The 26,123-nt window shown below is 65.3% G+C and carries 28 protein-coding genes and 1 tRNA gene; 19 read left to right on the forward strand and 10 right to left on the reverse strand.

Annotated elements, in window-relative coordinates; all coding sequences use genetic code 11:
* Window positions 1–12: 12 nt before the first annotated feature.
* The 4 genes from MMG94_RS11980 to MMG94_RS11995 form a co-directional block, all read right to left on the reverse strand.
* Window positions 13–423 (reverse strand): hypothetical protein, encoded by a 411-nt coding sequence (locus MMG94_RS11980; RefSeq protein WP_016921690.1) that lies wholly within the window; start codon window positions 421–423, stop codon window positions 13–15.
* Between the two features lie 40 nt (window positions 424–463).
* Window positions 464–778 carry a hypothetical protein gene (locus tag MMG94_RS11985; protein WP_016921689.1) on the reverse strand — a complete coding sequence of 105 codons (315 nt, stop codon included), beginning with the start codon at window positions 776–778 and terminating at the stop codon, window positions 464–466.
* A gap of 69 nt (window positions 779–847) precedes the next feature.
* Window positions 848–2,443: a flavin monoamine oxidase family protein gene (locus MMG94_RS11990; RefSeq protein WP_016921688.1), complete on the reverse strand. Its 1,596-nt coding sequence runs from the start codon at window positions 2,441–2,443 to the stop codon at window positions 848–850.
* A gap of 143 nt (window positions 2,444–2,586) precedes the next feature.
* Window positions 2,587–2,919, reverse strand: a complete 333-nt coding sequence (locus tag MMG94_RS11995) for a Kazal-type serine protease inhibitor family protein (protein ID WP_040579548.1) — start codon at window positions 2,917–2,919, stop codon at window positions 2,587–2,589.
* Window positions 2,920–3,200: 281 nt separating this feature from the next.
* Between MMG94_RS11995 and rplU the strand changes: the two genes are divergently transcribed.
* The 6 genes from rplU to MMG94_RS12025 all read left to right on the forward strand — a co-directional run bounded on the left by rplU (window position 3,201) and on the right by MMG94_RS12025 (window position 6,777).
* Complete coding sequence (gene rplU, locus MMG94_RS12000) at window positions 3,201–3,503, forward strand: 50S ribosomal protein L21 (protein ID WP_016921686.1); 303 nt, start codon at window positions 3,201–3,203, stop codon at window positions 3,501–3,503.
* A 58-nt stretch (window positions 3,504–3,561) separates the two neighbouring features.
* Complete coding sequence (gene rpmA / locus MMG94_RS12005; RefSeq protein WP_016921685.1) at window positions 3,562–3,828, forward strand: 50S ribosomal protein L27; 267 nt, start codon at window positions 3,562–3,564, stop codon at window positions 3,826–3,828.
* Window positions 3,829–4,022: 194 nt separating this feature from the next.
* A complete protein-coding gene (locus MMG94_RS12010) occupies window positions 4,023–4,625 on the forward strand; it encodes a GNAT family N-acetyltransferase (protein WP_016921684.1) in 603 nt (200 codons plus the stop codon).
* A gap of 6 nt (window positions 4,626–4,631) precedes the next feature.
* Entirely contained in the window at window positions 4,632–5,693 is a 1,062-nt protein-coding gene (obgE, locus tag MMG94_RS12015; RefSeq protein ID WP_016921683.1) for a GTPase ObgE, read from the forward strand.
* A 64-nt stretch (window positions 5,694–5,757) separates the two neighbouring features.
* Window positions 5,758–6,150, forward strand: coding sequence for a DUF2946 family protein (locus MMG94_RS12020; RefSeq protein ID WP_016921682.1), 393 nt, complete (start codon window positions 5,758–5,760; stop codon window positions 6,148–6,150).
* Window positions 6,151–6,327: 177 nt separating this feature from the next.
* A complete protein-coding gene (locus MMG94_RS12025; RefSeq protein ID WP_016921681.1) occupies window positions 6,328–6,777 on the forward strand; it encodes a hypothetical protein in 450 nt (149 codons plus the stop codon).
* A gap of 85 nt (window positions 6,778–6,862) precedes the next feature.
* On the opposite strand, the gene MMG94_RS12030 is transcribed toward MMG94_RS12025, so the two are convergent.
* Window positions 6,863–7,528, reverse strand: a complete 666-nt coding sequence (locus MMG94_RS12030; RefSeq protein WP_016921680.1) for an O-methyltransferase — start codon at window positions 7,526–7,528, stop codon at window positions 6,863–6,865.
* A gap of 200 nt (window positions 7,529–7,728) precedes the next feature.
* Between MMG94_RS12030 and MMG94_RS12035 the strand changes: the two genes are divergently transcribed.
* Window positions 7,729–8,097, forward strand: a complete 369-nt coding sequence (locus tag MMG94_RS12035; protein ID WP_051001174.1) for a hypothetical protein — start codon at window positions 7,729–7,731, stop codon at window positions 8,095–8,097.
* Window positions 8,098–8,284: 187 nt separating this feature from the next.
* Here the strand turns inward: MMG94_RS12035 and MMG94_RS12040 are convergent, their stop codons facing one another.
* Window positions 8,285–8,452 carry a ribosome modulation factor gene (locus tag MMG94_RS12040; protein ID WP_016921678.1) on the reverse strand — a complete coding sequence of 56 codons (168 nt, stop codon included), beginning with the start codon at window positions 8,450–8,452 and terminating at the stop codon, window positions 8,285–8,287.
* 30 nt (window positions 8,453–8,482) lie between these two features.
* Complete coding sequence (locus tag MMG94_RS12045; protein ID WP_016921677.1) at window positions 8,483–10,318, reverse strand: M3 family oligoendopeptidase; 1,836 nt, start codon at window positions 10,316–10,318, stop codon at window positions 8,483–8,485.
* Here MMG94_RS12045 and MMG94_RS12050 point away from each other — a divergent pair.
* The 4 genes from MMG94_RS12050 to MMG94_RS12065 are packed head-to-tail and all read left to right on the forward strand — an operon-like array spanning window position 10,317 to window position 12,897.
* Entirely contained in the window at window positions 10,317–10,568 is a 252-nt protein-coding gene (locus MMG94_RS12050) for a hypothetical protein (RefSeq protein WP_154419765.1), read from the forward strand. The genes MMG94_RS12045 and MMG94_RS12050 overlap by 2 nt on opposite strands.
* A 26-nt stretch (window positions 10,569–10,594) precedes the next feature.
* Complete coding sequence (locus MMG94_RS12055) at window positions 10,595–12,094, forward strand: sigma-54-dependent transcriptional regulator (RefSeq protein WP_016921675.1); 1,500 nt, start codon at window positions 10,595–10,597, stop codon at window positions 12,092–12,094.
* Between the two features lie 42 nt (window positions 12,095–12,136).
* Entirely contained in the window at window positions 12,137–12,616 is a 480-nt protein-coding gene (locus MMG94_RS12060) for a glutathione peroxidase (RefSeq protein WP_016921674.1), read from the forward strand.
* Window positions 12,613–12,897: a hypothetical protein gene (locus MMG94_RS12065; protein ID WP_016921673.1), complete on the forward strand. Its 285-nt coding sequence runs from the start codon at window positions 12,613–12,615 to the stop codon at window positions 12,895–12,897. The genes MMG94_RS12060 and MMG94_RS12065 overlap by 4 nt, the downstream gene beginning before the upstream one ends.
* A gap of 125 nt (window positions 12,898–13,022) precedes the next feature.
* On the opposite strand, the gene MMG94_RS12070 is transcribed toward MMG94_RS12065, so the two are convergent.
* Complete coding sequence (locus MMG94_RS12070; RefSeq protein ID WP_420846614.1) at window positions 13,023–15,074, reverse strand: carbohydrate porin; 2,052 nt, start codon at window positions 15,072–15,074, stop codon at window positions 13,023–13,025.
* Window positions 15,075–15,401: 327 nt separating this feature from the next.
* On the opposite strand from MMG94_RS12070, the gene MMG94_RS12075 reads away from it, so the two are divergent.
* Window positions 15,402–15,731 (forward strand): hypothetical protein, encoded by a 330-nt coding sequence (locus tag MMG94_RS12075; RefSeq protein ID WP_016921671.1) that lies wholly within the window; start codon window positions 15,402–15,404, stop codon window positions 15,729–15,731.
* 7 nt (window positions 15,732–15,738) lie between these two features.
* Here MMG94_RS12075 and MMG94_RS12080 read toward each other — a convergent pair whose 3' ends face one another.
* Window positions 15,739–17,862: a carbohydrate porin gene (locus MMG94_RS12080; RefSeq protein WP_154419763.1), complete on the reverse strand. Its 2,124-nt coding sequence runs from the start codon at window positions 17,860–17,862 to the stop codon at window positions 15,739–15,741.
* A gap of 216 nt (window positions 17,863–18,078) precedes the next feature.
* Here MMG94_RS12080 and MMG94_RS12085 point away from each other — a divergent pair, with 216 nt between their 5' ends.
* From MMG94_RS12085 to MMG94_RS12095, 3 genes are all read left to right on the forward strand, one after another.
* On the forward strand, window positions 18,079–19,524 hold the full coding sequence (locus MMG94_RS12085; RefSeq protein ID WP_016921669.1) for a circularly permuted type 2 ATP-grasp protein: 1,446 nt from the start codon (window positions 18,079–18,081) through the stop codon (window positions 19,522–19,524).
* Window positions 19,525–19,658: 134 nt separating this feature from the next.
* Window positions 19,659–20,606, forward strand: coding sequence for an alpha-E domain-containing protein (locus tag MMG94_RS12090; protein WP_026016507.1), 948 nt, complete (start codon window positions 19,659–19,661; stop codon window positions 20,604–20,606).
* A gap of 92 nt (window positions 20,607–20,698) precedes the next feature.
* Window positions 20,699–21,529, forward strand: coding sequence for a transglutaminase family protein (locus MMG94_RS12095; protein ID WP_016921667.1), 831 nt, complete (start codon window positions 20,699–20,701; stop codon window positions 21,527–21,529).
* Window positions 21,530–21,547: 18 nt separating this feature from the next.
* On the opposite strand, the gene MMG94_RS22150 is transcribed toward MMG94_RS12095, so the two are convergent.
* Window positions 21,548–21,907: a transposase gene (locus tag MMG94_RS22150; protein ID WP_026016506.1), complete on the reverse strand. Its 360-nt coding sequence runs from the start codon at window positions 21,905–21,907 to the stop codon at window positions 21,548–21,550.
* 337 nt (window positions 21,908–22,244) lie between these two features.
* Between MMG94_RS22150 and MMG94_RS12105 the strand changes: the two genes are divergently transcribed.
* From MMG94_RS12105 to MMG94_RS12120, 4 genes are all read left to right on the forward strand, one after another.
* Window positions 22,245–22,319, forward strand: a tRNA-Thr gene (locus tag MMG94_RS12105).
* Window positions 22,320–22,397: 78 nt separating this feature from the next.
* Window positions 22,398–22,667 carry a hypothetical protein gene (locus MMG94_RS12110; protein ID WP_154419761.1) on the forward strand — a complete coding sequence of 90 codons (270 nt, stop codon included), beginning with the start codon at window positions 22,398–22,400 and terminating at the stop codon, window positions 22,665–22,667.
* A gap of 144 nt (window positions 22,668–22,811) precedes the next feature.
* Window positions 22,812–23,864, forward strand: coding sequence for an alkene reductase (locus tag MMG94_RS12115; protein ID WP_016921664.1), 1,053 nt, complete (start codon window positions 22,812–22,814; stop codon window positions 23,862–23,864).
* A gap of 68 nt (window positions 23,865–23,932) precedes the next feature.
* Window positions 23,933–25,885 carry a beta-galactosidase gene (locus tag MMG94_RS12120; protein ID WP_154419759.1) on the forward strand — a complete coding sequence of 651 codons (1,953 nt, stop codon included), beginning with the start codon at window positions 23,933–23,935 and terminating at the stop codon, window positions 25,883–25,885.
* Window positions 25,886–26,123 lie beyond the last annotated feature (238 nt).

Genomic DNA, 26,123 nt, shown 5'->3' on the forward strand with positions numbered 1-26,123 from the left:
CACGCGCGGCGACTATAGCGCGCCGCCGACCCTCTCCGCCATCGCGACCAAATCGTCGCGCGTCGACAGCTTCGCGCCCTCCGGCTCCCAGACGATCGCGCCGAAGGCCTCCGCGAGGGCCGCGCAGACGGCGATGACGGCGTAATGTTCGCGGGGGTCCCCAGCCCAGCGAAAATTCATGGCGACGTCGCGGGGGCCGAGAAGGGCGGCGAGATCCGGCGCGGGATTTTCGATCTCCGCGAAGCGCAGATCGAAGCCCGCATCCTCGCCGTCGAGCGTGCAGGACACATAGCCCTTTGTCGCGAGAGGCCTGTATGAATCCTCCACGACGAGCTTGAAGCCGAGCGCCTTGATCGCGGCCTGAAGCGCCTTGCGGTCGGGAACGCTCGAACGTTCGAGATAGGCCGTTTGCGCGCGCGCCATCGTCAGATTTCTCCAAAGTTTCGAGCGCGGTCTCGCGCGTTCACAAATCCACGAAGACGAATTTATTCGCCTTGAGAGCCGGGTAATTCTCACGCAGGGCCTTTGCGAGCTTACCGACCAGCGTCTTGTCGCCAGCCGCGGAGGGGCCGACGAAATCCGTTCCCGCCATCCAGGTCTCGAAATAGCAATGCAGCGTCGCGTCATAATCGACGCCGGTCGGACTCGCCGTCTTGTCGGCGAGATCGGCGACGCCCTCCGCGCTCACTTCAAGGCGCCAGTCGCGATCGTCCGCCACCGAGCCGATGAGACGCGCAAGCTCCGCGTCGGTCCATTCGCTTTTCAGATCGAGGGTCATGATTGTCGCACTCCGCACGCTCGTTTGAGGTCTGTCGCGGACCAAGCACGGCGCGGGCCAAACGCCGCGTCACGCGGCCGCGCCGCGTTGCGCGACGAAACGGCTGTTCGCCGCAAGCGAGAACTCCCGCCAGGCGGCGGCGACGTCGCGCAGCGTCGTCGAGACATAGTCCTTCGAGAGACGATGTTCCGAGGGGAAGTTCGACAGCGCGCATGAGGTGCGGTTGAACTCGATCACGGCGTCAAGAAAACTCTGGATGAAGCCGTCGAAAGCGGCCTGCACTTGCGGCGTCAGTTCGGAGCGGCCGCGTTCGACCGCGACGCGAGACGGATCGAAGGGAAGCGCGTCGATGACGGCGAGCGCCTCGGCGAAAACCGCCTCCATCGCGCCCAGCATGGCGCGCTGGGTGAGCTGATCGCGCTCGCCGCGCGACAAAGCGAGATTGAGCCGCTTGCGATAATCCGCGAAGACGGTTTCGCGCCGCGACGCCGCCCATTCGCGAAAACGATCGAGCGCGACGTCGTTGACGCTTTCCGTTTCGTGCATAGCCGTTTTGTGCATGGCGGTCATGCTGGCTCCTTTTCCCGCAATCTCGCCCTCGATGCGCGACGCGGCGTTGAGCGCGCCCTCGACATAGCCGCCGCCCTCGCGCGCGGTCTCCGAAGCGCCGAAGTGAAGCTTGTCGTCCCAGACGGGTTCGCAAAGCGGCGGCGCGCCGTAATCGGGATGAGCGTCCGGCGCCGCGTCGCGGTCGGCGGCCGCGCAGGTGAAGGGCTCGCGCGCCCAGTCCTGAATATGCGACTCGCCTTGCGCCGCGGATTTGCCGAAGAGCTCGGCGAACTGGCTCGCCGCGAGCATGGCGAGGCTCTCGCGGAATTTCTCGCGCAGGTCGGGCGCGAGCGCGAAGAAGCCGCCGAGCGCCGCCTTTTCTCCGCGCGCGTCGCAGGCGTCGAAGACTTCGCCCAATATCGCCAGCTCATGCGTGACGAAGGCGTCGCCCGACTGGCCGAAGGCGCGCCAGACGGGCGGCGTTTCGAAACCCGTCACGGCCTTGGCGCTCGCCGCCATCCAGGTCGGCGTCTCCGCCATGGCGGCGGAAAGATCCTCCGGCAGCGGCGGCTCGAATTGAACGCATTCGGCGAGAAGGCGCGGCGGGATGGCGAGCGCGACGCGGCGGGCGGCGACGCGGATCGCCGCGCCGTCCTTGTCGAAAAGCAGATCGACATGATCGCCCGCATCCCTTACGGCGCTCAGCCGATGGGCGAGATGCAGCGCATCCGGCGGCAGAGCGGCGGCGAGCGCCTCGACCAAGGACGCCATGCCGCCGGAAAGCCGCTGCGCGCCGCCATGCAGATCCGGAGCGGCGCGGATCACAGGGGCCGCGTTGCGCGCGCCGAGATAAAGGGCCGCGCCCGGATCGTGCTGATCGAAGGCCTCGAGCCCAAGCTCCGCGACGAGGGCGGCGATGGCGGGCTGTGTCTGCGGCCAGAACCATGTGGGGCCGAGATCGAGACGCTGGCCGCTTGTCCGATTCTCGACAGAAAGCACGCGCCCGCCAAGCCGGTCCCGCGCCTCGAACAAGGCGAAGGAAAGGCCCCGCCGCGCGAGACCGCGCGCGAGCGCCAGCCCGCAAACCCCGCCGCCGACAATCGCGACATCCAGCATGACGCGCTCCCCTTCGGATTGCGCGTCGCAAGGGATGTGCCGGGGCTAAGTCGGCTTGCCTTCACGCCGGCGGCGATCGCTCCTCCGAGAGGGATTCGACCCGAGGCGGGCGCGGTCTTGCGGCCGCGCCCATTGGCGGCCCGCTATTTGCCGTAGGCCGAACAGGGACCGTCGGACTTTTTGGCGGCTTTCGCCGCCCGGCGCTCGCAATCATTGCCATATGTCTTGCCGTCGCAGCCGCAGACCGGGATGAATTCCCTCGTGCAGATCGTCGGAACGCTGACGCATTTTCCGGCGATGTCGGCGCCGCCGCATTTATCTGGCTCGGGGTCGCACCAGAGGTCCTTCTCGCAAGGGACGCCGGCGATCCCGCCGCACATTTCGCCGAGTTTGGCCGCGGCGGGAGCGGCGGTCGCGGAGAAAGAGACGGCGACAAATCCGAACGCGGCGACGGCCGCGCGTAAATTTTTCATCATGGCGAAATTCCTTTTCGGCAACGGCGGAAAGAACCGCTTCTGCTAACGTCCGACCCCGCGCGGACGTTCCAGCCATTGACAGGAGCCGGCCAAACGGGCTATTTCTCAACCGCTAGGCGCGGCGGTTCTGCCGCGCTTTTCGTTTTGCGCCTTCTGGCGCAAGCACCGGTTCAACTGCCAAAAAGCCGGCCCGCAGGCGCGACGCCAAAAGGTTGCAAGACCTTTTGGATCACGTTTCGCCCAAACAATGCGAGAGCCGGGTTCGAACACAGGAAAAAACGATGTTCGCAGTCATCAAAACCGGCGGCAAGCAATATAGCGTGTCCGCTGGCGATATCATCACGGTCATGGCGCTCGACGGCGCGCCGGGCGACAAGGTCTCCTTCGACGAGGTGCTGATGATCGGGGGCGACTCCCCCAAGATCGGCGCTCCGACAGTTGAAGGCGCATCGGTCGCCGGCGAGATCGTCGAGCAGACGCGCAGCGAGAAGTCGATCGCCTTCAAGAAGCGCCGCCGCCAGAACTCCAAGCGCAAGCGCGGCCATCGCCAGGACTTGACGCTGGTCAAGATTCTCTCGATCTAAACAATCGGCATTCGCGGGCGGCCCGGCCGCCTGAAACGGAACAGTTCGGAGCAGGACAATGGCTCACAAAAAAGCGGGCGGCTCGTCGCGCAACGGCCGCGACTCGGACGGCCGGCGCCTCGGCGTCAAGAAATTCGGCGGCGAATCGGTCGTGGCCGGCAACATCATCATTCGTCAGCGCGGAACCAAGTGGCATCCCGGCCGTAATATCGGCATGGGCAAGGACCACACGCTGTTCGCCCTTACCGACGGCGTCGTAGAGTTCAAATCGGTCCGCGGACGCTCCAGCGTATCCGTGGTTCCGGCGGCTCAGGCCGCAGAGTAAGGCGGACGGATCGCAAGCGACCCGCCGCCGGTCCTTCCCCGGCGGACAGGTCGTCTTTGAGACCCGCTCACGGAGCGCAAAAGCGCCCAAGCGAAATGTCCGGAAAAGGCCCAACTGGGCCGATAGGGGGAAGCGGCCGCCGCTTTCCCCTTTGTCGCGTCCGGAGCCCTTTGCTCATTCGCTTGGAGCCTTTTATGTTTCCAGAGATTACCCATGACGATATTTTCCGGCTGGAAACGGAGCGGCTCTGGCTGCGCTGGCCGCGGAGCGCGGATGCGGAGACCCTCGCCCGGCTCGCCGGCGATCCGGACGTCGCCTCGCAGACCGCCAATATCCCGCACCCCTACAATCTGCGCGACGCCGAACAGTTCATCCGCAAGGCGCGGGCGGAAAACGAGTCGGGGCAGGGACTGGTGCTGGCGCTGGCCTTCAAGCGCCAGCCGAACGAGCTCATCGGCGTCATCGGCGCGCATGGCTCGCAGTTTCGCGGCACAGCGGGGCTCGGCTACTGGCTCGGCCGCGAATTCTGGGGCCAGGGGCTGATGACCGAAGCCGGCCGGACCTTCATCGACCTGATTTTCGGCGTCACCTCGCTCGCCGAGATCGTTTCGGACGCGCTTCCCGGCAATCTCTCCTCGCGGCGGGTGCAGGAGAAGCTGGGCTTCGCCAGTCTGGGCGAGATGGAGATCGAGGCGCCCGCCCGCGGCGGCAAGGTGAAGGTCGCGCGCACGCGGCTGACGCGCGGCGCCGCCCATACCGCCTTCGGCGCGCGGCGCCCGCGACTGACCTCTACGTGAGTTGACATGAAGTTTCTGGATCAGGCCAAGGTCTATGTGCGCTCCGGCGACGGCGGCGCGGGCTGCGTCTCCTTCCGCCGCGAGAAATTCATCGAATTCGGCGGGCCGGACGGGGGCGACGGCGGCCGCGGCGGCGACGTCGCGGCGGAGTGCGTCGAGGGGCTGAACACGCTCATCGACTATCGCTACCAGCAGCATTTCAAGGCCAAGACCGGCATGCACGGCATGGGCAAGAACCGCGCCGGCGGGCGCGGCGCCGACGCCGTGCTCAAAGTGCCGGTCGGCACGCAGATTTTCGAGGAGGACGAGGAGACGCTGATCGCCGACCTCACCGAGATCGGCCAGCGCGTCGTGATCTGCAAGGGCGGCAATGGCGGCTTCGGCAACGCCCATTTCACAACCTCGACCAACCGCGCCCCCCGCCGGGCCAATCCCGGCCAGCAGGGGGAGGAGCGGACCATCGTGCTGCGCCTCAAGCTCATCGCCGACGCGGGGCTCGTCGGCCTGCCCAACGCCGGCAAATCGACTTTCCTCGCGAGCGTCACCGCCGCCAAGCCGAAAATCGCCGATTACCCCTTCACGACCCTGCATCCCGGCCTCGGCGTCGTGCGCCGCGACGGGCGGGAATTCGTGCTGGCCGACATTCCGGGGCTGATCGAGGGCGCCCATGAGGGCCACGGCCTCGGCGACCGCTTTCTCGGCCATATCGAACGCTGCCGGGTGCTGCTCCATCTCGTCGACGCGACCGGCGAACACGCCGGCAAGGACTACAAGACGGTGCGCAAGGAGCTCGCCGCCTATGGCGCGGGCCTGGAGGAGAAGCTCGAAATCGTCGCCCTCTCCAAGGTCGACGCGGCCGATTCCGACCATCTCAAGAAGCAGCGCGAGCGCCTGAAGCGGGCCATGGCCAGCGCCGGCCCGCCCGCCGAGAGCGCCGCCGCGCCGCTCGCCCTCTCCTCCGCGACGGGCGCCGGCGTCGCCGAGGCGCTGCGCGCCGTGAGCGCCCCCATAGAGGGCGCGAAATCCGAGGAGCGCGCGCAGGAACAGCCGACCGAGTGGCGGCCCTGATCGCAAGCCCTGCGGCCATTGCGCCATTGACCTTGACATGGTCAGTGACTAGCTTTGATCCGTTATGAACCCTCGCAGTGAAAATTCACGGCATTTCGGCTCGACGGCGGCGACGCTGCTCGTCGCCTATCTGCTTATCCTGCAGGGTATTGCGGCCGGCGCCGTCGCCAGCACGCGCGGCGCGGCGCTTTTCGCCGACGCCATCTGCCTGAGCAAATCGTCCGGCGCGCTGGACGGCGCGCCCGGCGCGCCGATCCGCTCCTCCCGTCATGGCGACGCCTGCTGCGTCGTCCAGATGGCGGGGTTCGGCGGCGCGGCCGCGCCGTCGCCCTTTATCGGCGAAACGCCGCCGGCGCTCACTTATGTCGAGGCGCGGCTCGCTTTCGGGCATGCGCTGCCCAGCGCCGAAGCCGCGACGCCGCCGCTCGGCTCGCGCGCGCCTCCCGTTCTGATCTGAAGACCCGCCGCGTCAAGCGGCGTCCACTGTCCCGACCCCTTCGCGGGGAGAGGGAATGTGTAGACAGCGTATCCACCGGAAGTTGAGCTTGATCATCAGCTCTCGCAGCAGGCGCAAGCCTTCGCATCTCATCCGCACGAAAGCGGCCGGCTGGAGCGCGCTTAGCGACTTCGGATCATGGAACAGAAAACTCCCTCCGCGCGAAAGCCGGTCAAAACCGTCTCTCGCCTCTCGGCCCGCGAGCGCCGTTGCTCGCAAAACGGCAAGCTGACCGCCGCGATCGACGGCTCCATTCGCGTCGCGCAGGAGCCCCTCCGGCCAGCGCCGGAAAAGGGCCGCGTCGAGGTCGTCGAAATGTATTTCGACGCCGAGGGGAAGCCGATCAAACGCAAGGGGCTCGGCGCCGCGCGCGTCGCCCGCGCCTATGACGCGCAGGGCAATCAGGTCGAAGAGGCCTATTTCAACGGCGACGGTAAGCCGACCGCGCCGAAAGACGTCGGGGCGGCGCGCATCGCCTGGCGCTATGACGAAAGCGGCAACCGGGTCGAGGCGGCCTTTTACGCGGCCGACGGATCTCCCATCCGCCGGCGGGCGCCGGGCCGCAAGGGCGCCCTCGAGCGCGTCTGAACGGGCGTTCTGGACGGCCGGGGGAGGAGGGGCGGGAGATTCCCGCCCGCCCGGTCGCCAAAGGAAGACGATCGCCGGCGGGACCTCACGCCTTCACCCGCGCGATCAGAAAGCCGTCCCATCCTTTGGAGCCGACCGTCTGGATCGCCGTCGCGGCGACGCGCGGTTCGGCGGCGACGAGATCGAAGAGCCTGCGTCCGCCAAGACCGCCATCGTCCGTCGTCTCCGGATCGGCGACGGCTCCCTCGCGCACCACATTGTCCACGACGATGAGCGCGCCCGGACGGGAGAGTTTCAGCGCCCAGCCGAAATAAACGGCGTTATTGGCCTTGTCCGCGTCGATGAAGGTCAGGTCGAACGGCCCCAGACCCTCGGCCTCGATCTGCGGCAGGACGTCGAGCGCCGCGCCGACGCGCAGATCGACTTTCGACGCAAGGCCCTCTCTCGCAATATTGGCGCGCGCGATTTCGGCGTGGCGCGGATCGAATTCAATGGTGACGACCTTGCCGTCGGTTCCGAGCGCGCGCGCGAGCCAGATCGTCGAATAGCCGCCGAGCGCGCCGATTTCGAGAATGCGCCTCGCCCCCGCCGTCGCGGCGAGAAGGTGCAGCAACTTGCCCTGCGGCGGCGAAACGTCGATCGCCGGTAGACCGGAAGTCTTGTTGGCGTCGAGAGTTGCGGCCTGCCTCTCGGCGGGGGCGATCAGCTTCCCGGCGATATAGTCGTCCACCCTGCGCCATTCGTCGGTCATTTTGCGCTCCTTCTCCCGCTGAGAGCCAGTTTAGATGAGCTCGAATTTATTTGACCTCCGGCGAGGCTTCGTGCGAAGTGCCGGCGTTCTGTTCGCTTTAAGCGGCGGAACAGGGAAGGCGTGACGGCGCATCCTCGAGCCCAGTCTTCCCTGTGGTCGACATGCCCGCCGACACGCCCAAATTTATGGGAGCGAAACAGATGATCAAGCTTGCTTCGACCACGGCCGTCGCGCTCGTGGCCCTCACGGCTTCGGCTTTCGCCGCCGGCTACAGCGTTACGGAAATCTCGGCGGTCGGCATCAAGCGCGCCAACGGCACCTGGACGCTGTCGACCGAAGGCGACAAGGTCTCCGGCAAAGCCGAACTGCAGCTCGATAACGGCACGCCGGTCACCTACAAGATCGACGGCAAGGTCGAAGGCGGCGCCTATACGCTGAACCTCTCCGACCGCACCGACGGCAAGAAGGACTGCGTCTGGACCGGCAAGCCGAACGAATCCGGCAAGGTCTTCGAGGGCCCGGTCGTTTGCGGCAGCGAGAAGTTCTCGATCCGCGCCGGCGTGCAATAAGTCTTATCCACTGCTTCGACGATCAAACGCCGGCCTCGCGCCGGCGTTTTAATTTGTGCGTTGCTTGCGCGTCGACGCCCCTCCTGCGTCGAGACGCCTGCTTTCTCGACGACGCTCTCAAGCGCCACATCCTGAGGCGCGAGAGCCCGCGTCTTGATGGACGGGCGACCCAGACAGACAACAGCCGTCACGGCGTCCCGTCGACAAGCAGATCGTCGGCGCGCTTGGCCTTATCCCACCCTTCGATCCAAAGCTTTCGCCGGTCGTCCGCCACTGGGTAGGGGCAATCGTCGCGCGCCTTGCCGCGTTCAAAGGCGTCGATTCCCTCTTCAAAGGCGCTTTTGGCTTTTTCCATTCACGCGCCTCTCGCTGCGATGAACGAGGCTCACGCTTCCTCCATCGCCTCCAATTCGCCGATCAGGCCCTCGATCATCTCGAGGCCGATATTCCAGAAAGCGGGATCGCGCGCGTCCAGGCCGAAGGGCGCCAGAAGCTCGTTATAGGGCTTGGCGCCGCCGGCCTCGAGCAGCGCGAAATAGCGCTCGGCGAAGCCCTCATGCGCCTTCTGATAGACGCCATAGAGCGAGTTCACCAGACAATCGCCGAAGGCGTAGGCGTAGACATAGAAGGGCGAATGGATGAAATGCGGGATATAGGCCCAGAAGGTCTCGTAACCCGGCCCGAGGCGGATCGACGGACCGAGGCTGTCGCCCTGCACGCTCATCCAGATCTCGCAAATCTGATCGGCGGTGAGTTCGCCCTCGCGGCGCGCGGTGTGGACCTTGCGCTCGAAAGCGTAGAAGGCCATCTGCCGCACCACCGTATTGAGCATATCCTCGACTTTGGAGGCGAGCAGCGAGCGGCGCTGCTCCTTGTCGCCGGCCTGCGCGAGCAGCGCGCGGAAGGTGAGCATCTCGCCGAAGACGGAAGCCGTTTCCGCAAGCGTCAGCGGCGTCGGCGCCATCAGCGCGCCCTGCCGCGCGGCGAGCACCTGATGCACGCCATGGCCAAGCTCATGGGCGAGCGTCATCACGTCGCGCGTCTTGCCCTGGAAATTGAGCAGGACGTAAGGATGCGCCGAGGGCACGGTCGGATGCGAGAAGGCGCCCGGCGCCTTGCCGGGACGCACTGGCGCGTCGATCCATTTCTTGTCGAAGAAATCGCCCGCAATATCGGCCATGCGCGGCGCGAATCCGTTATAGGCGGAAAGCACGACGCCGCGCGCCTCCTCCCATGAATAGCGCTTGGCCGGCGCGGCCGGCAGCGGCGCGCTGCGGTCCCAATAGTCGAGGGCGTCCTTGCCGAACCATTTCGCTTTCAGCCTGTAATAGCGATGCGAGAGCTTGGGATGCGCGTCGTTCACCGCTTTCGCCAAAGCCTCGACGACCTCGCGCTCGACGCGATTGGAGAGATGGCGCGAATCGGCGACGTCCTGAAAGCCGCGCCAGCGGTCGGAAATTTCCTTGTCCTTGGCGAGCGTGTTGGCGATGAGCGAGAAGGTGCGCAGACTGGCTTTCAGCGTCGCGCCGATCGCCTGCGCCGCCTCCTTGCGCTTTTCTTCGCTCGTGTCCTGCATCAGATTGAGGACGGGCTCGATCGCCAATTCCTCGCCGCCGACCGTAAAGCGCAGCGAGGCGATGGTCTCGTCGAAAAGCCGGTTCCAGGCGGCCGCGCCGGAAATATATTTTTCATGGAAAAGCTCTTCGAGCTTGTCGTCGAGCTCGTAGGGCTTCTCCTTGCGAATGTCTTCGAGCCAGGGCTTCCAGCGCGAAAGCGGCGCTTTCCCCGCAGCCGCCATCAATGTGGCGTCGTCAATACGGTTGAGTTCGAGCTGGAAGAAGAGAAGCTGCGCAGAGGCGTTCGTCACCTTCTCCTGCACGTCGCCGTAAAATTTCGCGCGCGCCGGATCCGTGGTGTCGCCGCTATAGAGAAGCCCCGCGAAGGACATCAACCGGCCAAGGAGATCCTGCAAGGCTTCGTAGCGCTCGAGCGCCGCGCCGAGGCCGGCGCTGGCGCCCGCGCCCCCGGCGAGCGTCGCGAGCCGGCCGCGATAGTCCTTTCCGAATTGCGTCACCTCTTCCGACAGGCGGGCGAGGTCCGACCGCAGCTCCGGCGAATCGGTTCCGGGATAAAGGTCGGCGAGATTCCATTCGGGAAGCGCATCGGCGAAGCCCGCCGCGGCTTCGTTCGGCGAGCAGGTGACGTGCGGGATGGGGCGCATGGGAAAACCGTTCGAAAGTTTGGAAAGACGCCTCTGGGGCCGTAACCCTTTCATATGTGCAAAGCCCAAGCGCAATCAACCTGAAGCGCGCCGGCTCGCGTCGGGCGGCCGGCGCTTCACAATGGAAATTTTCAATTCCGTCACCCTTTTGCGTCTCATAATGACGCGCAAGACCGCCTGGGTTAACCCGCTTTTTACCCTGTTTGGCAACGATGGCGCGCTGACAGATCGACCCGGCATGGCGGCCTAGACAAAAAGCCGGGCTCCAGGAACGCGATGACATCAACGATTCTGATTGCCGACGACGACCCGGTTCAACGCCGCCTGCTGGAGGCCATGGTGACGCGCTTCGGCTATGCGGCGGAGACGGTCGAGGGCGGCGAACAGGCGCTCGAACGCCTGACGCGTTCCGGCGCCGCGCCGATCGCTCTTTTGATTCTGGACCTCGTCATGCCCGATCTCGACGGCATGGGCGTCCTGACGCGCATGCGCGACGCCAAGATTGGCGCGCCGGTCATCGTGCAGACCGCTCACGGCTCGATCGAGGCGGTGATCTCCGCCATGCGCGCCGGCGCCCATGATTTCGTGGTGAAGCCTGTCGGCGCCGAACGCCTGCAGATCTCCATCAAAAACGCGCTTTCCGCCGACGCGCTCGCCGGCGAAATCCGCCGCATCAGCCGCCGCGCCCAGGGCAGCCTCACCTTCAAGGACCTCGTCTCGCGCAGCCCCGACATGCAGCGGGTCATTCGCCTCGGCGAACGCGCGGCGCATTCCAACATTCCCGTACTGATCGAGGGCGAATCGGGCGTCGGCAAGGAACTCGTCGCGCGCGCGATCCAGGGCGGCTCCGACCGCAAGGGCAAAGCCTTCGTCACGGTGAATTGCGGCGCCCTGCCCGCCAATCTCGTGGAGTCGATTCTCTTCGGCCACGAGAAAGGCGCCTTCACGGGCGCGACGGAGAAGCATACGGGCAAGTTTCTGGAGGCGAATGGCGGCACGCTCTTCCTCGACGAGATCGGCGAATTGCCCCTCGACATTCAAGTGAAGCTGCTGCGCGCCCTGCAGGAGGGCGAGATCGATCCAGTGGGCGCCAAGCGCCCCGTGCGCGTCGACATCCGCCTCATCTCGGCGACGAATCAGAACCTCATCGAACTCGTCAAGCGGGGCCAGTTCCGCGAGGATCTGTTCTATCGCCTCAACGTCTTCCCCATCGGCATTCCGCCGCTGCGCGCGCGCCGCGAGGACATCGCCGATCTGGCGCGGCGTTTCGCGGCCCGATTCGCGGCGGAGGAAGGACGCAATATTCGCGGGCTGACGGCCGAAGCGCTGTCCTTGCTCGCGAGCTATGACTGGCCCGGCAATGTGCGCCAGCTCGAGAATACGGTGTTTCGCGCCGTGGTGCTGGCCGACGGGGACGAGCTGACGGTCGCGGAGTTTCCGCAGATCGCGGCGCATGTCGACGGTTACGACGTGCGCGTGCCGCCTGTACCGGCGCTGGCGCCTATGGCCGACCTGCCGCGCGAGCGCGAGATCGTGCGCGTCGAGATTCGCGACCCCAACGTTCTGGGGCTCCTCGCCAGTAATGGCGAGATGCGCAAGCTCGACGAATTGGAGAAGGAGACGATCCGCTTCGCGCTCACGCATTATCGCGGACAGATGTCGGAGATCGCACGACGCCTCGGCATCGGCCGCTCGACGCTTTATCGCAAGATGAAGGAATATGGCCTCGAAGAGGAAGGCGGCGTGGTCTCCGCTTCTGACAGCCTGGTGGCGTGAGGCCATGAATTATGCGAGCCTCCGCTCAAAGGAGGCTCGCTCATGACGACGCTTTACGAGATCGACGCCGAGACCATAGACGGTGAGACGAAGTCCCTTCGGGAATTTGAGGGCAAGACGCTGCTCGTCGTGAATGTGGCGAGCAAATGCGGCTTCACTCCGCAATATGCGGGGCTCGAAGCGCTCTACAGGAAATACGCCGGCAAGGGTCTCGTCGTCCTCGGCTTTCCCTGCAACCAGTTCGGCGCGCAGGAGCCGGGCCCGGAAAGCGAAATCGCTTCATTTTGCTCCACGAGCTACGGCGTCAGCTTTCCCATGTTCGCCAAGATCGAGGTGAATGGCGACAAGGCCCATCCGCTCTACAAATTCTTGAAGCACGCCGCGCCGGGCCTTCTCGGCTCCGAGGCGATCAAATGGAACTTCACGAAATTCCTGATCGACAGGAGCGGCAAGGTCGTAAAGCGCTATGCGCCGACGGACACGCCGCAATCGCTCGAGAAGGACATAGAGGCGGCGCTGTGAGCGCCGAAATTTCGGTGACGCGCATAGGCGACGGCGATCCGATCGTCTTCGACGCTTGCGTGCGTGAGGGAAAGAGCGAGACGCGCCATCGCGTAACGCTCGCACGAGCGGATTTCGTGCGGCTGAACGGCGGCGCGACGGCCGAAGCGCTGATCGAATCCGCCTTCCGTTTCCTGCTCGATCGCGAGCCGAAGGAATCGATCCTGGCGCATTTCGACGTGAGCGTGATCGGGCGATATTTTCCGGAATTCGAGGAAAAGCTGCCGGATTATTTCAGATGAACGCCGCCGCCGTCATTGCGAGCGCAGCGAAGCAATTCAGAGCCTCATTCCGGCGCTGGACTGCTTCGTCGTATTTTCTCGAAATCGGGTATGCCCAACTTCGCATATGCTCCTCGCAATGACGGTCAAAAGGCCGCGCGCAGGCGAAGCGCGAAGAGATTGACCGGTCCGCGATCCAGATTGTGCGACGGGTTGACGATCAGCTGGTAATCGAAAGTCGCGTCGAGATTCTTGCCGAAGCCGAGCTTGTAATAGGCTTCGAGATTCTTCTCGCCGCCATAGGTCAGCGCGCCGTCATTGATGAAGACGCCGGGTCCGCCGAGCGCGAGATAACGCACATGATCGCCGTGCAGTCCGCTGAACGCGCCGGCGACGCCGATCTCGTCATCGTCCCGCCCCCAGGCCGCGCCGTCGGCGACGAAGCCCAAAGAGAGCTGACGGTCGACATCCGTGTAATCGACGATCTCGTAACGCCCGTCCGACATGCTGGCGCGCAGGAAAAAGCCGAGATTGTCGACGATCTGCTGCTTGATATTGATTCCGCCGCCCGGTTTGAAATGCCGCTCGCGCGCTGCGCCGAGATCGGGCGGGAGCGTTCCGCTCGACAAAGCGAGATTGATGGCGTCGTCATAGCGGGCGAAGCGGCCATTGTCGCCGAACAGAAGAAATTTGACGGCGCCCGGCTGGCCGAGCAGTTCGTAACGCGTCTCGAGCTCCGTCACGCCCATATATTGGCGAAACAGCTCCTGCTCGATGAGCGGACCGTTCGGGATGGCGGAGAGCTGGAAGACGCCGCCGCGCAGCGTCCACCAGTTCTGCTTCCACTCGACCGCGAGTCCATGCGTATAGCCCCAGGCGTCGGCCGCATAGTCGAAGCCGCCCATCGAGTTGAATGCGAAGTTCAGAAAGCCCGTCGTCGGGTCATGCGCATAGACATTGTCGTCGAAGACGTCGCCGACCGCGAATTTGCCGAGCGTTATGACGATGCGGTTTCGGTCCACGCGGCCGGACACCTGGTTCTGCACGGATTCGAGCACCTCGCTGCGCGATCCCTCGTCGGGATCGTGCGAGTCGTCGCCGCCAAGACCGATGATCTGGCGCAGGAAATAGCGCTGAAACCGCATATAGGGCGCGGCGCGGCCGAGCTTCTGCGCGATGCCGTTCGGATAGGCCGCGACGCCCTGCGCATTATGCGGACCGTAGCCCTGATCGACTTCAGGATTGAGATAGGCGGCGCCGCCCTCCCATAGGCGCAGGCCCACAAAGACATTGTTCTGCGAAAGGACGTCGCCGATTCCCTGCGAGGGGAAGCTGCCGGGTCCGTCATATGTCGCGGGAAAGCGCGGCAGCGCCTGCACGACATTGGTCGTCTGGGCGTGCACGCTGTATCGCTCCGCCCTGACGTCGTCTTCGTCGTCGCCCGCATTTGCGTTTCGGCCATATTGAAGCGCGCCGGGAATCTGCTCGCTCGCGCCGAAGTGATAATTCAGTCCAAAGCGCAGAATGTGGCTTTCATTGCGAATGCGCGAGAAATAAGAGGACCCGGCGCCATTGTCGAAAATCTGCGTGTTCAGCGACCGGCTCAAAAAGAGATATTCGGCGCGTCCCGACCAGGCCTCGGCGAAAGCGTATTCCACGCCGCCGCCGACGGCGTATTTCATGCGTGAGGATTGCGACTGATCGGCGACGAAATCATTCCCCGCGCCGAAGGAGAGCGTGGCCGGGCCGCGCGTTCCGCCCGCTGCGACGCCGCCGGTGAGATAGAACAGCGCGCGGTCGTAAGCGACGCCGGCGCGCCCGCGTATGCTCGCGAAATAATTGGCGCTCGTCTGTGGCGCGATCGTAAAAACCGGCGTCCCCGGATAGGCGGGCGACGCGAGAAAAGCGCCATTCGGCGCGCGGCGCCCGTCGAGCAGATTGACGTCCGTCTCGAAACCCCAGACCCAGGGACCACGGCTCCAATTATAGCCGAGTTGACCGCCGACCGTTACGCCGGCGCGCGTATCGCTCGCGGGATAAAGGTCGAAGACCGGGGAGCCGAAGCCGGCGCCGGCCTGCAAATGTTCGCCGCCATGGAGCGGGAGCCCGGCCCCCAGATTCATGCCGATATAAAGGCCGGTCCAGTCGAAAGCTCGAGGCGCTTCGGCGGCGCCGGCGGAAGACGAGGCCAAAATCACGCATGCGACGGCGCGCCCGGATCGGAGCGCGCGAGACGGCCTGCGCGGAATTTTGCTCATCAGCGGCATGAGACCTAATTATTCAAACGAGCCTCGCCGCGAAAGCCTGCCCGATGAGCGCACGCGGAACGCCGGTCAAAAAGAAATCGTCTGTGCTGTCCAAGCAACGATCCGACGCGAAGCGCCGGGTGAGAGAAGCCGGAAGGCCAAGGCATTCATCAAACCGTCACAAATGACCGCTCTGGCTTTTCTTGCAGCGCCGCGCCTTCGCTTCGTTCATAAGACGGCCTGCGAATTTGATCCTAGCGCAAGGAGCGGAGCGCCGCCGTGAATTTGCTTCCCCTGTGGCTGCTGGCCTTTTGCGCCGCTTGCGCGCCGATCGCCTTCGCGCATCACCTCGACGATTACGACGCGCGCATACGCGGCGAAGCGGCGCTGCCGGCCGAATGGTTCGTCTGCAAATCCGCCCGGGACTGCGAACTTGTCTCCGTCCCCTGCCAGTCCGACCTCGCGGTGAACGCAAGTCATGTTGATCAGGCGCGGGAGGCGCTGATCCAGCGCTATCCGTTCTGCCTCGGGACGTCGCTGCACGACACTGAAGCGCTCTGCAAGGAGCGCCGCTGCGCGACTGAATCGTCAAAGCATATCGAGCACTGAAAAAGGCTCAGAACGCCGCGCGAAGCCGCAGGGCGAAGACGTTGACCGGGCCGCGCGCGGCGTTATGCGCCGGATTGACCAGAAGCTGATAATCGAAAGTCGCATCCATATTCTTGCCGAAGCCGAGCTTGTAATAGGCTTCCATATTCTTTTCGCCGCCATAGGCGAGCGCGCCGTCGCCGATATAGACGCTCACGCCGCCAAGGCCGAAATAACGCACGCGGTCGCCATGCAGTCCGCTGAAGGCGGCGGCGAGGCCGATCTCGTCATCCTCGCGCCCCCATAGCGCCCCGCCGCCGACAAGGCCGAAGGACACTGTGCGGTCGATGTCCGTGTAGTCGACCGTCTCGTAGCGCCCGTCGCTCATGCCGGCGCGCAGGAAGAAGCCGAGATGCGGCATGAGCTGCTGTTTGACGTTGATCCCGCCGCCGACCTTCACCGAGCGCTTGCGGGCGGCGTCATAGGTCGGCGGAAACTGGCCCGTGATGAAAGCGAAATTGATGTCGTCGCCCACCTTGGACAAATAGCCATTGTCGCCGAAGCCGAGAAATTTGATCGCGCCCGGCTGGCCCAGAAGCTCGTAGCGCGCCTCGATCTCGCCGACGCCCATGAATTGCCGGAAGAGCTGAGGCTCGATGTCGAGTCCATTCGGCACGGTCGAGAGTTGAAACACGCCGCCGCGCACGGTCCACCAACTCTGCTTCCACTCCGTCGCGAGGCCATATGTGTAGCCCCAGCTATCCGCCGCATAATCGAAATTGCCGAGCGTGTTGAAGGCGAAGTTCAGGAAGCCCGTCGTCGGATCATGCGCATAGACATTGTCGTCGAAGACGTCGCCCACGGCGAATTTGCCCAGCGTGATGATGAGGCGGTCCTTGTCGACGGCGCCGGAAATCTGGTTCTGCACCGATTCCAGGACCTCGCTTCGCGAGCCCTCGTCCGGATCGCGTCCCTTCTCGCCGCCGTCGAGGCCGATGACCTGACGCAGGAAATAACGCTGAAAACGCATATAGGGCGCCGTGCGCCCGACCTTGGCGACCGCGCCGTCGACATAGGAGGCGGCGCCGACCGAGTCGGCGACGCCGTAGCCAATGTCGATCTCGGGATTCAGATAGACCGCGCCGCCCTCCCAGAGCCGAAGGCCCGCAAACAGATTGGAGGTCGAGCCGACATTCGCCAGACCGCCGGACGGGAAACTGTTGGGCCCGTCATAGGCGGCGCGGAATTTCGGATAGGCCTGCACGACATTGGTCGTCTGGGCGTGCACGCTGTATTGCTCTTCCTTGTCCTCGCCATCGCCATGTCCGCGGCGCCCGTTCTGACCGTATTGGATGGCGCCGGGGATCTCGTTGGCTTCGCCGAAATGATAGTTCAACCCGAAGCGCAGGACGTGATTTTCATTGCGGATGCGGGAAAAATAGGTCGAGCCGGCGCCGTCGTCGAAAATCTGCGTGTTGAGCGACTGGCTGAGAAACAGATATTCCGCGCGCGCCGACCAGTCATGGGCGAAGGCGTATTCGAACCCCGCGCCGAGGGCGTATTTCATGCGCGAGGATTGCGACCATGTCGCCGAAAAAACCGCCCCGTTGACCGCGAGGGTTTCGGGCCCGCGCGCGCCGCCGGAGGCGACGCCGCCCGTCAGATAAATGAGCGCGCGATCGATCGCGACGCCCGCGCGGCCGCGAATGGTCGCGAAGTAATTCGCGCTGCTATGCGGCGTCAGGGTGAAAAACGGCAGGGCCGGATAAGCGGGCGAGGCGATGAAAAGGCCATTGGGGCCGCGCCTCCCGTCGAGAAGGCTGAAATCGGTCTCGACCCCCCAGACCCACGGGCCCGACTGCCAATTATAGCCCGCCTGGGCGCCGGCCGTGACGCCGGTCCGGCTGTTGGAGGCGGGGTAGAGATCGAAAGCGAAGGACGTGAATCCGCTCCCCGCCTGCAGGCGCTCGCCGCCATTGAGGGAGACGCCGGCGCCGAGGCTCGCGCCGATATAGAGACCGGCCCAGTTGAAGATCGGCGGCGGCGGCTCGGCGGCGAAAACGGCCGCCGGGGCGAAGCAGCGGCACAGGGCGACGCAAAATATTGCGCTTAGGCAAAGCCTGGATGCGGCTGCTCGTCGCGACGCTTTCATGAACGCGGTCTATCGAAGAATGGAAAGTGGCGACAGGGACCGCTCCTGCAGCGGCCAAGGCTATTTTGCTGGATAAAGCCGCACTGTGTGAATCCTGTGACAGTATTGCGCCCCGCCATCCGCAGGGCTGGCACGCTTCTTGTGTCCTCCCCTGCAGGGTGAAGCCGAAGCCCTCTGAAAAGCAAGAGCGCGCGGCGAAGAGAGGAGCGTCGATAAGTGGACCATCGCGTGACGCAATTCGATGAAATGGGCGGCCCCGACGGCGCGACCCGCGCTCCCTATCAAAAGCTCGCGCAATGGCTCGCCGGCACGCCGCCGGAACTCCTCGCTTCCCGCCGCGAACAGGCGGAGCTGCTCTTCCGCCGCATCGGCATCACCTTCGCCGTCTATGGCGCGCAGGAGGCGACGGAGCGGCTCATCCCCTTCGACATCCTGCCCCGCATCATCGCCCGCAGCGAATGGACCGCGCTGGAAAAGGGCCTCGTGCAGCGCGTCACGGCGCTCAACCTCTTCCTCGCGGATATTTACGGCAAGGGCGAGATTCTCAAGGCCGGCAAGGTTCCAGCCGAACTCGTCTACGGCAATCCCGGCTACTGCCCGGAAATGGCGGGACGCCGCGTTCCGCACGACATCCATGTCCATATTGCGGGCGTCGACATCGTCCGCACGGACGATCACGGCTTCTACGTGCTGGAGGACAACGCCCGCACGCCGTCCGGCGTCTCCTACATGCTGGAAAACCGCGAAGTGATGATGCGGCTTTTCCCCGATCTCTTCTCCATGCACCGTGTGGCGCCGATCGAGGATTACCCCGACGAACTGCTCGCGACGCTGCGCTCCGTCGCGCCGCCCAAGGCCTCGAACGAGCCGACCATCGCGCTGATGACGCCGGGCCAATACAATTCCGCCTATTACGAGCACTCCTTCCTCGCCGACAAGCTCGGCGTGGAGCTGGTCGAAGGCCGCGATCTCTTCGTCAAGGACGACGTCGTCTATATGCGCACGACCGAGGGGCCGCGCCGCGTCGACGTCATCTATCGCCGCATCGACGACGACTTCCTCGACCCGCTGACCTTCCGTCCGGATTCGGCGCTCGGCGTCGCCGGCCTGATCGGCGCCTATCACGCAGGCAATGTGACGCTCGCAAATGCAGTCGGCACGGGCGTGGCCGACGACAAGGCGATGTACACCTACATGCCGGACGTCATCCGCTTCTATCTGGGCGAGGAGCCGCTGCTCCAGAACGTGCCGACCTGGCGCTGCCGCGAGCCCGAAGCGCTGTCCTACGTGCTCGACCGTCTCGAGGAACTGGTCGTGAAGGAGGTCAACGGCTCGGGCGGCTATGGCATGCTCGTCGGTCCGCACGCCTCAAAGGCGCAGGTCGAGGAATTTCGCGCCAAGCTCAAGGCGCATCCCGATAATTTCATCGCCCAGCCCACGCTCGCCCTCTCCACCTGCCCGATTTCCGTCGCGCAGGGCGTCGCGCCCCGCCATGTCGATCTGCGGCCTTTCGTGCTTTCCGGCGCGAATGGCGTGCGCGTGGTGCCGGGCGGCCTCACCCGCGTCGCCATGACGGAGAAATCCCTCGTCGTGAATTCGAGTCAGGGCGGCGGCACCAAGGACACCTGGGTCATTGACGACGCGATCATGGGGCAGGCGTGATGCTCGACGGAACGCATTCTCTCGAGGAATTCGAGCGGCGCAGCCTCGAATTGGACGCCGCTCCCACTCTCCCCGCCGCTCTCGCGACGATCAGGCAGGACATCAGCCGCGAGCGCGCGCAAACGGAACGCCCCATGCTTTCAAGCACCGCCGACAATCTCTATTGGCTTGCGCGCTATATGGAGCGCGCCGATTTCCTCGCCCGCGCCATCGAAGCCTCGCGCCGCCTCGCCGCGCTCCCCAAGGCCTATGGCGGCGAAGACACCGAATGGCAGAGCGTGCTCCTTTCTTCGGGCGCGGCGGCCGCCTTCGAAAATACGGGCAAGCCCGCGACCGAAGCCAATGTCGTCGAGTTCCTGACCTTCTCGCGCGACAATCCGAGCTCGATCCGCAACTGTCTCGAATGCGCGCGCACCAACGCCCGCGCCGTGCGCACCGCGCTCACGGTCGAAATGTGGGAAGCGATCAACGGCGCCTATCTCGAGCTCAAGGCGATGGAGGCGCGTCGCGGCGCCTATTCCTCCGACGAACTCGGCCGCTTCCTCGAATTCGTGAAGCAGACCTCGCTGACCTATGACGGCGGCGCCTATCGCACCATGCTGCGCAACGACGCCTACTGGTTCTCGCGCGTCGGCCTCTTCATCGAGCGCGCCGACAACACGGCGCGGCTGCTGGACGTGAAATATCATGTGCTGCTGCCCGAGAAGGAGCTCGTCGGCGGCTCGCTCGACTATTTCCAATGGTCGGCGATCCTGCGCGCGGTCTCGGCGCATACGGCCTATCACTGGGTCTATCGCACCAGCATGAAGCCCTGGCTCGTCGCCGACCTTCTGATCCTGCGCCCGGAAATGCCGCGCTCGCTCATCTCCTGCTATGAAAGCATCGTCCGCAATCTCGACAATCTCGCCCGCGCCCATGGCCGCCAGGGCGCGGCGCAGCGTCAGGCCCGCGGCGTCTATGGCAAGCTCGAGACGCTGACGATGGAGAGCGTCTTCCAGGGCGGGCTGCACGAATTCATCCAGGGCTTCATCAGCGAGAACAACCGGCTCGGCGCGCTGATCTCCGAGCAGTATCTCTTCTGATTTTCGCCGCCTTCCCAATGTCTTCTGGGACTGACGGCCCGCCGCGCGCCCTCCCCCTCGGCGCGCGGCGCTCTCTTTGAGACGAACCGCCCATGCGCATCCGCATCCGCCACGAAACGACCTATCGCTATGTCGAGCCCGCGAAATTCGCGATCCAGCATTTGCGCCTGACGCCGCGCAATTTCGACGGGCAGCATGTGAAGGACTGGCGCATCGACGTCGACCGCGACTGCCGGCTGCTGAGTTCGGAGGACGCTTTCGGCAATATCGTGCATCGCTTCACCGCCGAGGGGCCCTTCGACTCGCTCACCACCATGGTCGAAGGCGACATCACGACTTTCGACACGGCGGGCGTGGCCTCGGGCGCGCTGGAGCGCTTTCCCCCCGCCCTCTATCTGCGCACGACGCCGCTGACCGCGCCCAGCGCCGCCATCGTCGATTTCGCCCGCGCGGCGACAGCCGGGGCGAGCGGTTCCCTGGCGTCGCTCCATGCGCTGCTCGCGGCGATCCACGAGAAGATGGATTTCGACACGGACGCGACCCACGCCGCGACGACGGCCGCCGAGAGCTTCGAGCGCGGCAAGGGCGTCTGCCAGGACTTCGCCCATCTCTTCATCGCCTGCGCGCGCGCGCTCGGCGCGCCGGCCCGCTATGTCAGCGGCTATTATCTGCGCACGGACGGGGACGAGCAGGTCGCCGGCCACGCCTGGGCGGAGGCCTATGTGCCGGATCTCGGCTGGGTCGGCTTCGACCCCGCCCAGGGCTTTTCGCCAGGCGAACGCCATGTGCGGCTCGCCATCGCGCTCGATTATCTGAGCGCCGCCCCGATCCGCGGCTCGCGCACCGGCGGCGCGGGGGAGACGATGGAGGTCAAGGTGCGCGTGGCGCCGACGCAAAGCCAGAGCCAGTCGCAGTCCCAATAGGCGCCGCGCGGCGCGATCTCACGCGGCCTTGCCCTGCGCGCCGCCGCGCGACACAGGCGCAACGGACGCGGCTCCATGCGCCCAGCGCAGGCCGGCGGCGTCGTAACGCAGCTCCGCCGCGCCGCCCTTATGCAGCTCGGCCACGATGCGGGGCCAGACGCCCTTTTTCTCCCAGCGGTGGTAGCGCGTATAGGTTGTGTACCACTTGCCGAATTCCGCCGGCAGATCGCGCCAGGGCGCGCCGGTGCGCGCGATCCAGAAAACGGCCTCCAGAAAAAGCCGGTTGTCGCGGCCGTGGCAGCCGGGGTCCCCGTCCTTCCCCGGCAGCAAAGGCGCCACCGCCACCCAAATTTCGTCCGTCAAAATCCTGTCAGCCACCCCAGCCTCCGTCGAACCGTCAATCAAGGGCCAGCCCCCTGGCCCGAAAATCTCCGCCGGCGCCGCTGGAGGCCCCTTGCAGGACCGCCGCGCGCCGCCGGCCGCGCAAATCGGCATGGGACGAATGCTACTCTAGGTTGTATTTTTGATCAACACGATCGCCACCGTGACGCTTGCGCGCGGAAAGCCTGACGGCAGGCTCGCTTAAGCATTTGGAAGGGCGTTCGGCTCCCCGCCGCCCGCCGACGAAACCCGCCGTCAAGCCCGCTTGCGACTCGCGTCGCGCTGTGGCACAAGGCCCCCGACGTCGCGGCCTTCAGGCCCCGCGAACCTCAGCGCTGCAGTAGCTCAGTGGTAGAGCACTCCCTTGGTAAGGGAGAGGTCGAGAGTTCAATCCTCTCTTGCAGCACCACTCATATCGCCCGATCATCCTTACCGCCGCTCCGTAGCGCGCCAGATTCATTGCGTTCAACGCGCGATGGAGGGCGACATGGAGCAGGCGCTCGAATTTACCGGAATCTTTGAGGCGGAGACCTTGCCTGCGCTCGCGCCGGGCCGGTGGTATGTCGGTCTCGCCTGCCGCGCGTGCCGCCGGCATTTCGCGATATTCAACGAGCCCACAAATACGGGCGGGCTGCGCATTTCCGGCGATGCGCGGTTCGAGGCGACCTGCCCGAATTGCGGGCGGGCCGGCTCCTATCCCGTCGCGGAGCTCGTGCAGTTTCAGGCGGCGCAAGGCGGCTCCATATCGACCGCCTGACGGCCTTCAAGGCGCGTGAGGGGTCGACGCTTGCCGACGGCCCCGGCGGGAGGTAAGCCGCGCGAACGGCGCGCGTCCGATCATGCGTCCCCTGCCGCTCGACGTCGCCAAGGCTGCGCGCAGGCGATTGAGGAATCCGCTCTCATGCCCACGCTCTTCGACCCTTTGCGCCTTGGCGACATCGAACTGCCCAACCGCATCGTCATGGCCCCGCTGACGCGTTGCCGCGCGGTCGACGCGCGCGCCCCCAATGCGCTCATGCGGGATTATTACGCCCAGCGCGCTTCCGCCGGGCTCATTCTCACAGAGGCGACGTCCGTCACGCCGATGGGCGTCGGCTATCCCGCGACGCCGGGCGTCTGGTCCGAGCGGCAGGTCGAGGGCTGGCGCGAGATCACGCGCGCCGTTCACGAAGCGGGCGGGCGCATCATGCTGCAGCTCTGGCATGTCGGGCGCATCTCGCATCCCATCTATCTCGACGGCGCCGCGCCGGTCGCGCCGAGCGCCATCGCCGCTTCGGGCCATGTCAGCCTCCTGCGGCCCATGGAGGACTATCCCACGCCGCGCGCGCTCGAGACGGAGGAGATTGCGGGCGTCGTCGCCGCCTATCGGCAGGGCGCGGAGCACGCCAGGCGCGCCGGCTTCGACGGCGTCGAGCTCCATGGCGCGAACGGCTATCTGCTCGATCAGTTCCTGCAGGACGGAACGAACAAGCGCACAGACCGCTATGGCGGCTCGATCGAGAACCGCGCGCGGCTGATGCTGGAAGCGACCGACGCCTGCATCGAGATCTGGGGGCCGGGACGCGTCGGCATGCATCTCGCGCCGCGCGGCGATTCGCATAGCATGAGCGATACGGACCCCAAAGCGACGTTCGGCTATGTCGCGCGCGAACTCGGCAAGCGCGGCCTCGCCTTCATCTGCGCGCGCGAGCATCAGGGCGCGGACACGATCGGGCCTTATCTCAAAAAGGAGTTTGGCGGCCCCTTCATCGCCAATGAGGGTTTTGCTTACGACACGGCGCAGGCCGCCCTCGCAACGGGAGACGCCGACGCCGTCGCCTTCGGCAAGCTCTACATCGCCAATCCCGACCTCGTCGAGCGCTTCCGCCGCGGCGCGGCGCTGAACGAACCGAAGCCGGAGACCTTCTACGCGCAAGGCCCCGAGGGTTACACGGACTATCCTGCGCTGAAATAAAGCCCCGCTTCTGTCATCCAACTGCAAAGTTGAAGGGGCACGGCTGGCGCTCCAAAGCGAGCCCCTCCATGATCAGACAAAAACTCGGCGTCTGCTACTATCCGGAACATTGGCCCGTCCAGCGCTGGGCGGAAGACGCCGCGCGCATGAAGGCGCTCGGACTGAGTTGCGTCCGCATCGGCGAATTCGCCTGGTCGCGTCTGGAGCCGCGCCCCGGGGTCTATGATTTCGACTGGCTGCGGCAAGCGATCGAGACGCTGCACGCCGCGGCTCTCGAAATCGTGCTGGGCGCGCCGACGGCGACGCCGCCCAAATGGCTTGTCGACCGCATGCCCGACATGCTGGCGCTGGACGCCGAGGGGCGGCCGCGCAAATTCGGCTCGCGCCGGCATTATTGCTTCAGCCATGAGGGCTATGCGCGCGAATGCGACCGCATCGTCACGAAGCTTGCCGAAGCCTTCGGCGCCCATCCCGCCATTGTCGCGTGGCAGACCGACAATGAGTATGGCTGCCACGACACGGTCGAAAGCTATTCGCAGGCGGCGCTTCTCGCCTTTCGCGGATGGTGCGAGAAAAAATACGCCTCGATCGACGCGCTGAACGCCGCCTGGGGGAATGTGTTCTGGTCGATGGAGCTGACGGGATTCGACGCGATCGAGCTTCCGAACCTCACCGTCACCGAAGCCAATCCGGCGCATCTTCTCGATTTTCAGCGCTTCTCCTCCGATCAGGTCGTCGCCTTCAACAAAAGGCAGGTCGAGATCATCCGCGCGCATGCGCCGGGCCGCGCGATCCTGCACAATTTCATGGGCGCCTTCACCGCCTTCGACCATTTCGCGCTGTCGCAGGATCTCGACGCCGCGAGCTGGGACAGCTACCCGCTCGGCTTTCTCGAACGCAGCGCCAATGACGAGGCCTTCAAGGCGCGCTACATGCGCGTCGGCGATCCGGATTTTCAAGCCTTCCACCACGATCTCTATCGCGGCTGCGGACGCGGCCGCTGGTGGGTGATGGAGCAGCAGCCCGGCCCGGTGAACTGGGCGCCGTGGAATCCGGCTCCCGCAAAGGGCGCCGTGCGCATGTGGACTTTCGAGGCTTTCGCCGCCGGCGCCGAGACGGTGAGCTATTTCCGCTGGCGGCAGGCGCCCTTCGCGCAGGAGCAGATGCATGAGGCGCTGCTTCTGCCCAATTCCGAGCCCAATGAGGCCTATCGCGACGTCGAGACGGTCGCGCGCGAACTCGCGGCGCTCGACGCCAGGGTCGAGACGCGGCGCGCCGAGGTCGCCCTGATCTTCGACTATGAAAGCGCATGGGCGTGGCGGATCGAGCCGCAGGGGCAAGATTTTTCCTATTATGAGCTCGTCCTGCATTTCTACCGCGGCCTGCGCCGCGCGGGCCTGTCGGTCGACATCGGCCCGCCGACGCCTGAGACCGTGCGCGACCGGAAGGCGGTGCTGGCGCCGGGGCTTTTCACCGCCTCCGACGATCTGGTCGAGGCGCTGGCGCGGAGCGAGGCTCGGCTATTGATCGGCCCGCGCGCCGGCTCGAAGACCGCCGATTTCCAAATTCCGCCGGATCTTCCGCCGGGATCGCTGCGCAAGCTCATCGATCTGCGCGTGCGGCGCGTCGAAAGCCTGCGCCCGGGCGCCGCCATCGCGACGGAGGCCGGCCATTTCGAGCGCTGGCGCGAATTTCTCGAGCTTGGCGCGGGGGTGGAGAACGAGATCGCGTCCGTCGACGACGAATGCGCGCTGGCGCGGCAAGGCGAGGTCTTCTATCTCGCCGGTTGGCCGGACGATGCGATGCTGGACGCCGTCCTCGCGCTTCTCCTGCGGGAAGCCGGCGTAGAAACCCTGTCCCTCCCCCGCGACGTCCGCATCCGCGATAATGGCGGCGTGCGATATGTCTTCAATTACGGCCCCGAGGAGGCGGATATCTCTCAGATCGCCGCAAATTCGCGACTCATCCTCGGCGAAAAGCGCCTGCTCCCTTGCGGCGTCGCCGCTTTCGCCCGCGCTTAGAGGCCGCAATGAAGACGCGCGTCCCAATTCTCGGCGAGACGGCGGGGCGAAGCGAGCGCTCCACAGAAAAAATGAAGCGTAGATCCAGCTCTTTCAACTTCCTAATATATTATGGGCGGGATTGACACTTGCGCCCCATTACCGCAACACGACAGACACAAACGCATCTAGGCCGTCACAATTGCGTCTTGCAATCTGCTTTGATTGCCGCGGCCCAATCGGCGGCCTCGGCGCGATT

This window comes from Methylocystis parvus OBBP, from assembly GCF_027571405.1.
GTDB lineage: Bacteria > Pseudomonadota > Alphaproteobacteria > Rhizobiales > Beijerinckiaceae > Methylocystis > Methylocystis parva.

Excerpts from the sequence above, each read along its gene's own strand:
- MMG94_RS11980 (WP_016921690.1), bottom strand. The coding sequence starts at position 423 with ATGGCGCGCGCGCAAACGGCCTATCTCGAACGTTCGAGCGTTCCCGAC.
- MMG94_RS12035 (WP_051001174.1), top strand. The coding sequence starts at position 7,729 with ATGATCAAGCTTGCTTCGACCACGGCCGTCGCGCTCGTGGCCCTCACG.
- MMG94_RS12060 (WP_016921674.1), top strand. The coding sequence starts at position 12,137 with ATGACGACGCTTTACGAGATCGACGCCGAGACCATAGACGGTGAGACG.
- MMG94_RS12120 (WP_154419759.1), top strand. The coding sequence starts at position 23,933 with ATGATCAGACAAAAACTCGGCGTCTGCTACTATCCGGAACATTGGCCC.
- MMG94_RS12030 (WP_016921680.1), bottom strand. The coding sequence starts at position 7,528 with ATGACCGACGAATGGCGCAGGGTGGACGACTATATCGCCGGGAAGCTG.
- MMG94_RS12020 (WP_016921682.1), top strand. The coding sequence starts at position 5,758 with ATGAACCCTCGCAGTGAAAATTCACGGCATTTCGGCTCGACGGCGGCG.
- MMG94_RS12025 (WP_016921681.1), top strand. The coding sequence starts at position 6,328 with ATGGAACAGAAAACTCCCTCCGCGCGAAAGCCGGTCAAAACCGTCTCT.
- MMG94_RS11990 (WP_016921688.1), bottom strand. The coding sequence starts at position 2,443 with ATGCTGGATGTCGCGATTGTCGGCGGCGGGGTTTGCGGGCTGGCGCTC.
- MMG94_RS12110 (WP_154419761.1), top strand. The coding sequence starts at position 22,398 with ATGGAGCAGGCGCTCGAATTTACCGGAATCTTTGAGGCGGAGACCTTG.
- rplU (WP_016921686.1), top strand. The coding sequence starts at position 3,201 with ATGTTCGCAGTCATCAAAACCGGCGGCAAGCAATATAGCGTGTCCGCT.
- MMG94_RS11995 (WP_040579548.1), bottom strand. The coding sequence starts at position 2,919 with ATGATGAAAAATTTACGCGCGGCCGTCGCCGCGTTCGGATTTGTCGCC.
- MMG94_RS12010 (WP_016921684.1), top strand. The coding sequence starts at position 4,023 with ATGTTTCCAGAGATTACCCATGACGATATTTTCCGGCTGGAAACGGAG.
- obgE (WP_016921683.1), top strand. The coding sequence starts at position 4,632 with ATGAAGTTTCTGGATCAGGCCAAGGTCTATGTGCGCTCCGGCGACGGC.
- MMG94_RS12090 (WP_026016507.1), top strand. The coding sequence starts at position 19,659 with ATGCTTTCAAGCACCGCCGACAATCTCTATTGGCTTGCGCGCTATATG.
- MMG94_RS12050 (WP_154419765.1), top strand. The coding sequence starts at position 10,317 with ATGGGAAAACCGTTCGAAAGTTTGGAAAGACGCCTCTGGGGCCGTAAC.
- rpmA (WP_016921685.1), top strand. The coding sequence starts at position 3,562 with ATGGCTCACAAAAAAGCGGGCGGCTCGTCGCGCAACGGCCGCGACTCG.
- MMG94_RS12040 (WP_016921678.1), bottom strand. The coding sequence starts at position 8,452 with ATGGAAAAAGCCAAAAGCGCCTTTGAAGAGGGAATCGACGCCTTTGAA.
- MMG94_RS12095 (WP_016921667.1), top strand. The coding sequence starts at position 20,699 with ATGCGCATCCGCATCCGCCACGAAACGACCTATCGCTATGTCGAGCCC.
- MMG94_RS12115 (WP_016921664.1), top strand. The coding sequence starts at position 22,812 with ATGCCCACGCTCTTCGACCCTTTGCGCCTTGGCGACATCGAACTGCCC.
- MMG94_RS12045 (WP_016921677.1), bottom strand. The coding sequence starts at position 10,318 with ATGCGCCCCATCCCGCACGTCACCTGCTCGCCGAACGAAGCCGCGGCG.
- MMG94_RS12055 (WP_016921675.1), top strand. The coding sequence starts at position 10,595 with ATGACATCAACGATTCTGATTGCCGACGACGACCCGGTTCAACGCCGC.
- MMG94_RS12080 (WP_154419763.1), bottom strand. The coding sequence starts at position 17,862 with ATGAAAGCGTCGCGACGAGCAGCCGCATCCAGGCTTTGCCTAAGCGCA.
- MMG94_RS11985 (WP_016921689.1), bottom strand. The coding sequence starts at position 778 with ATGACCCTCGATCTGAAAAGCGAATGGACCGACGCGGAGCTTGCGCGT.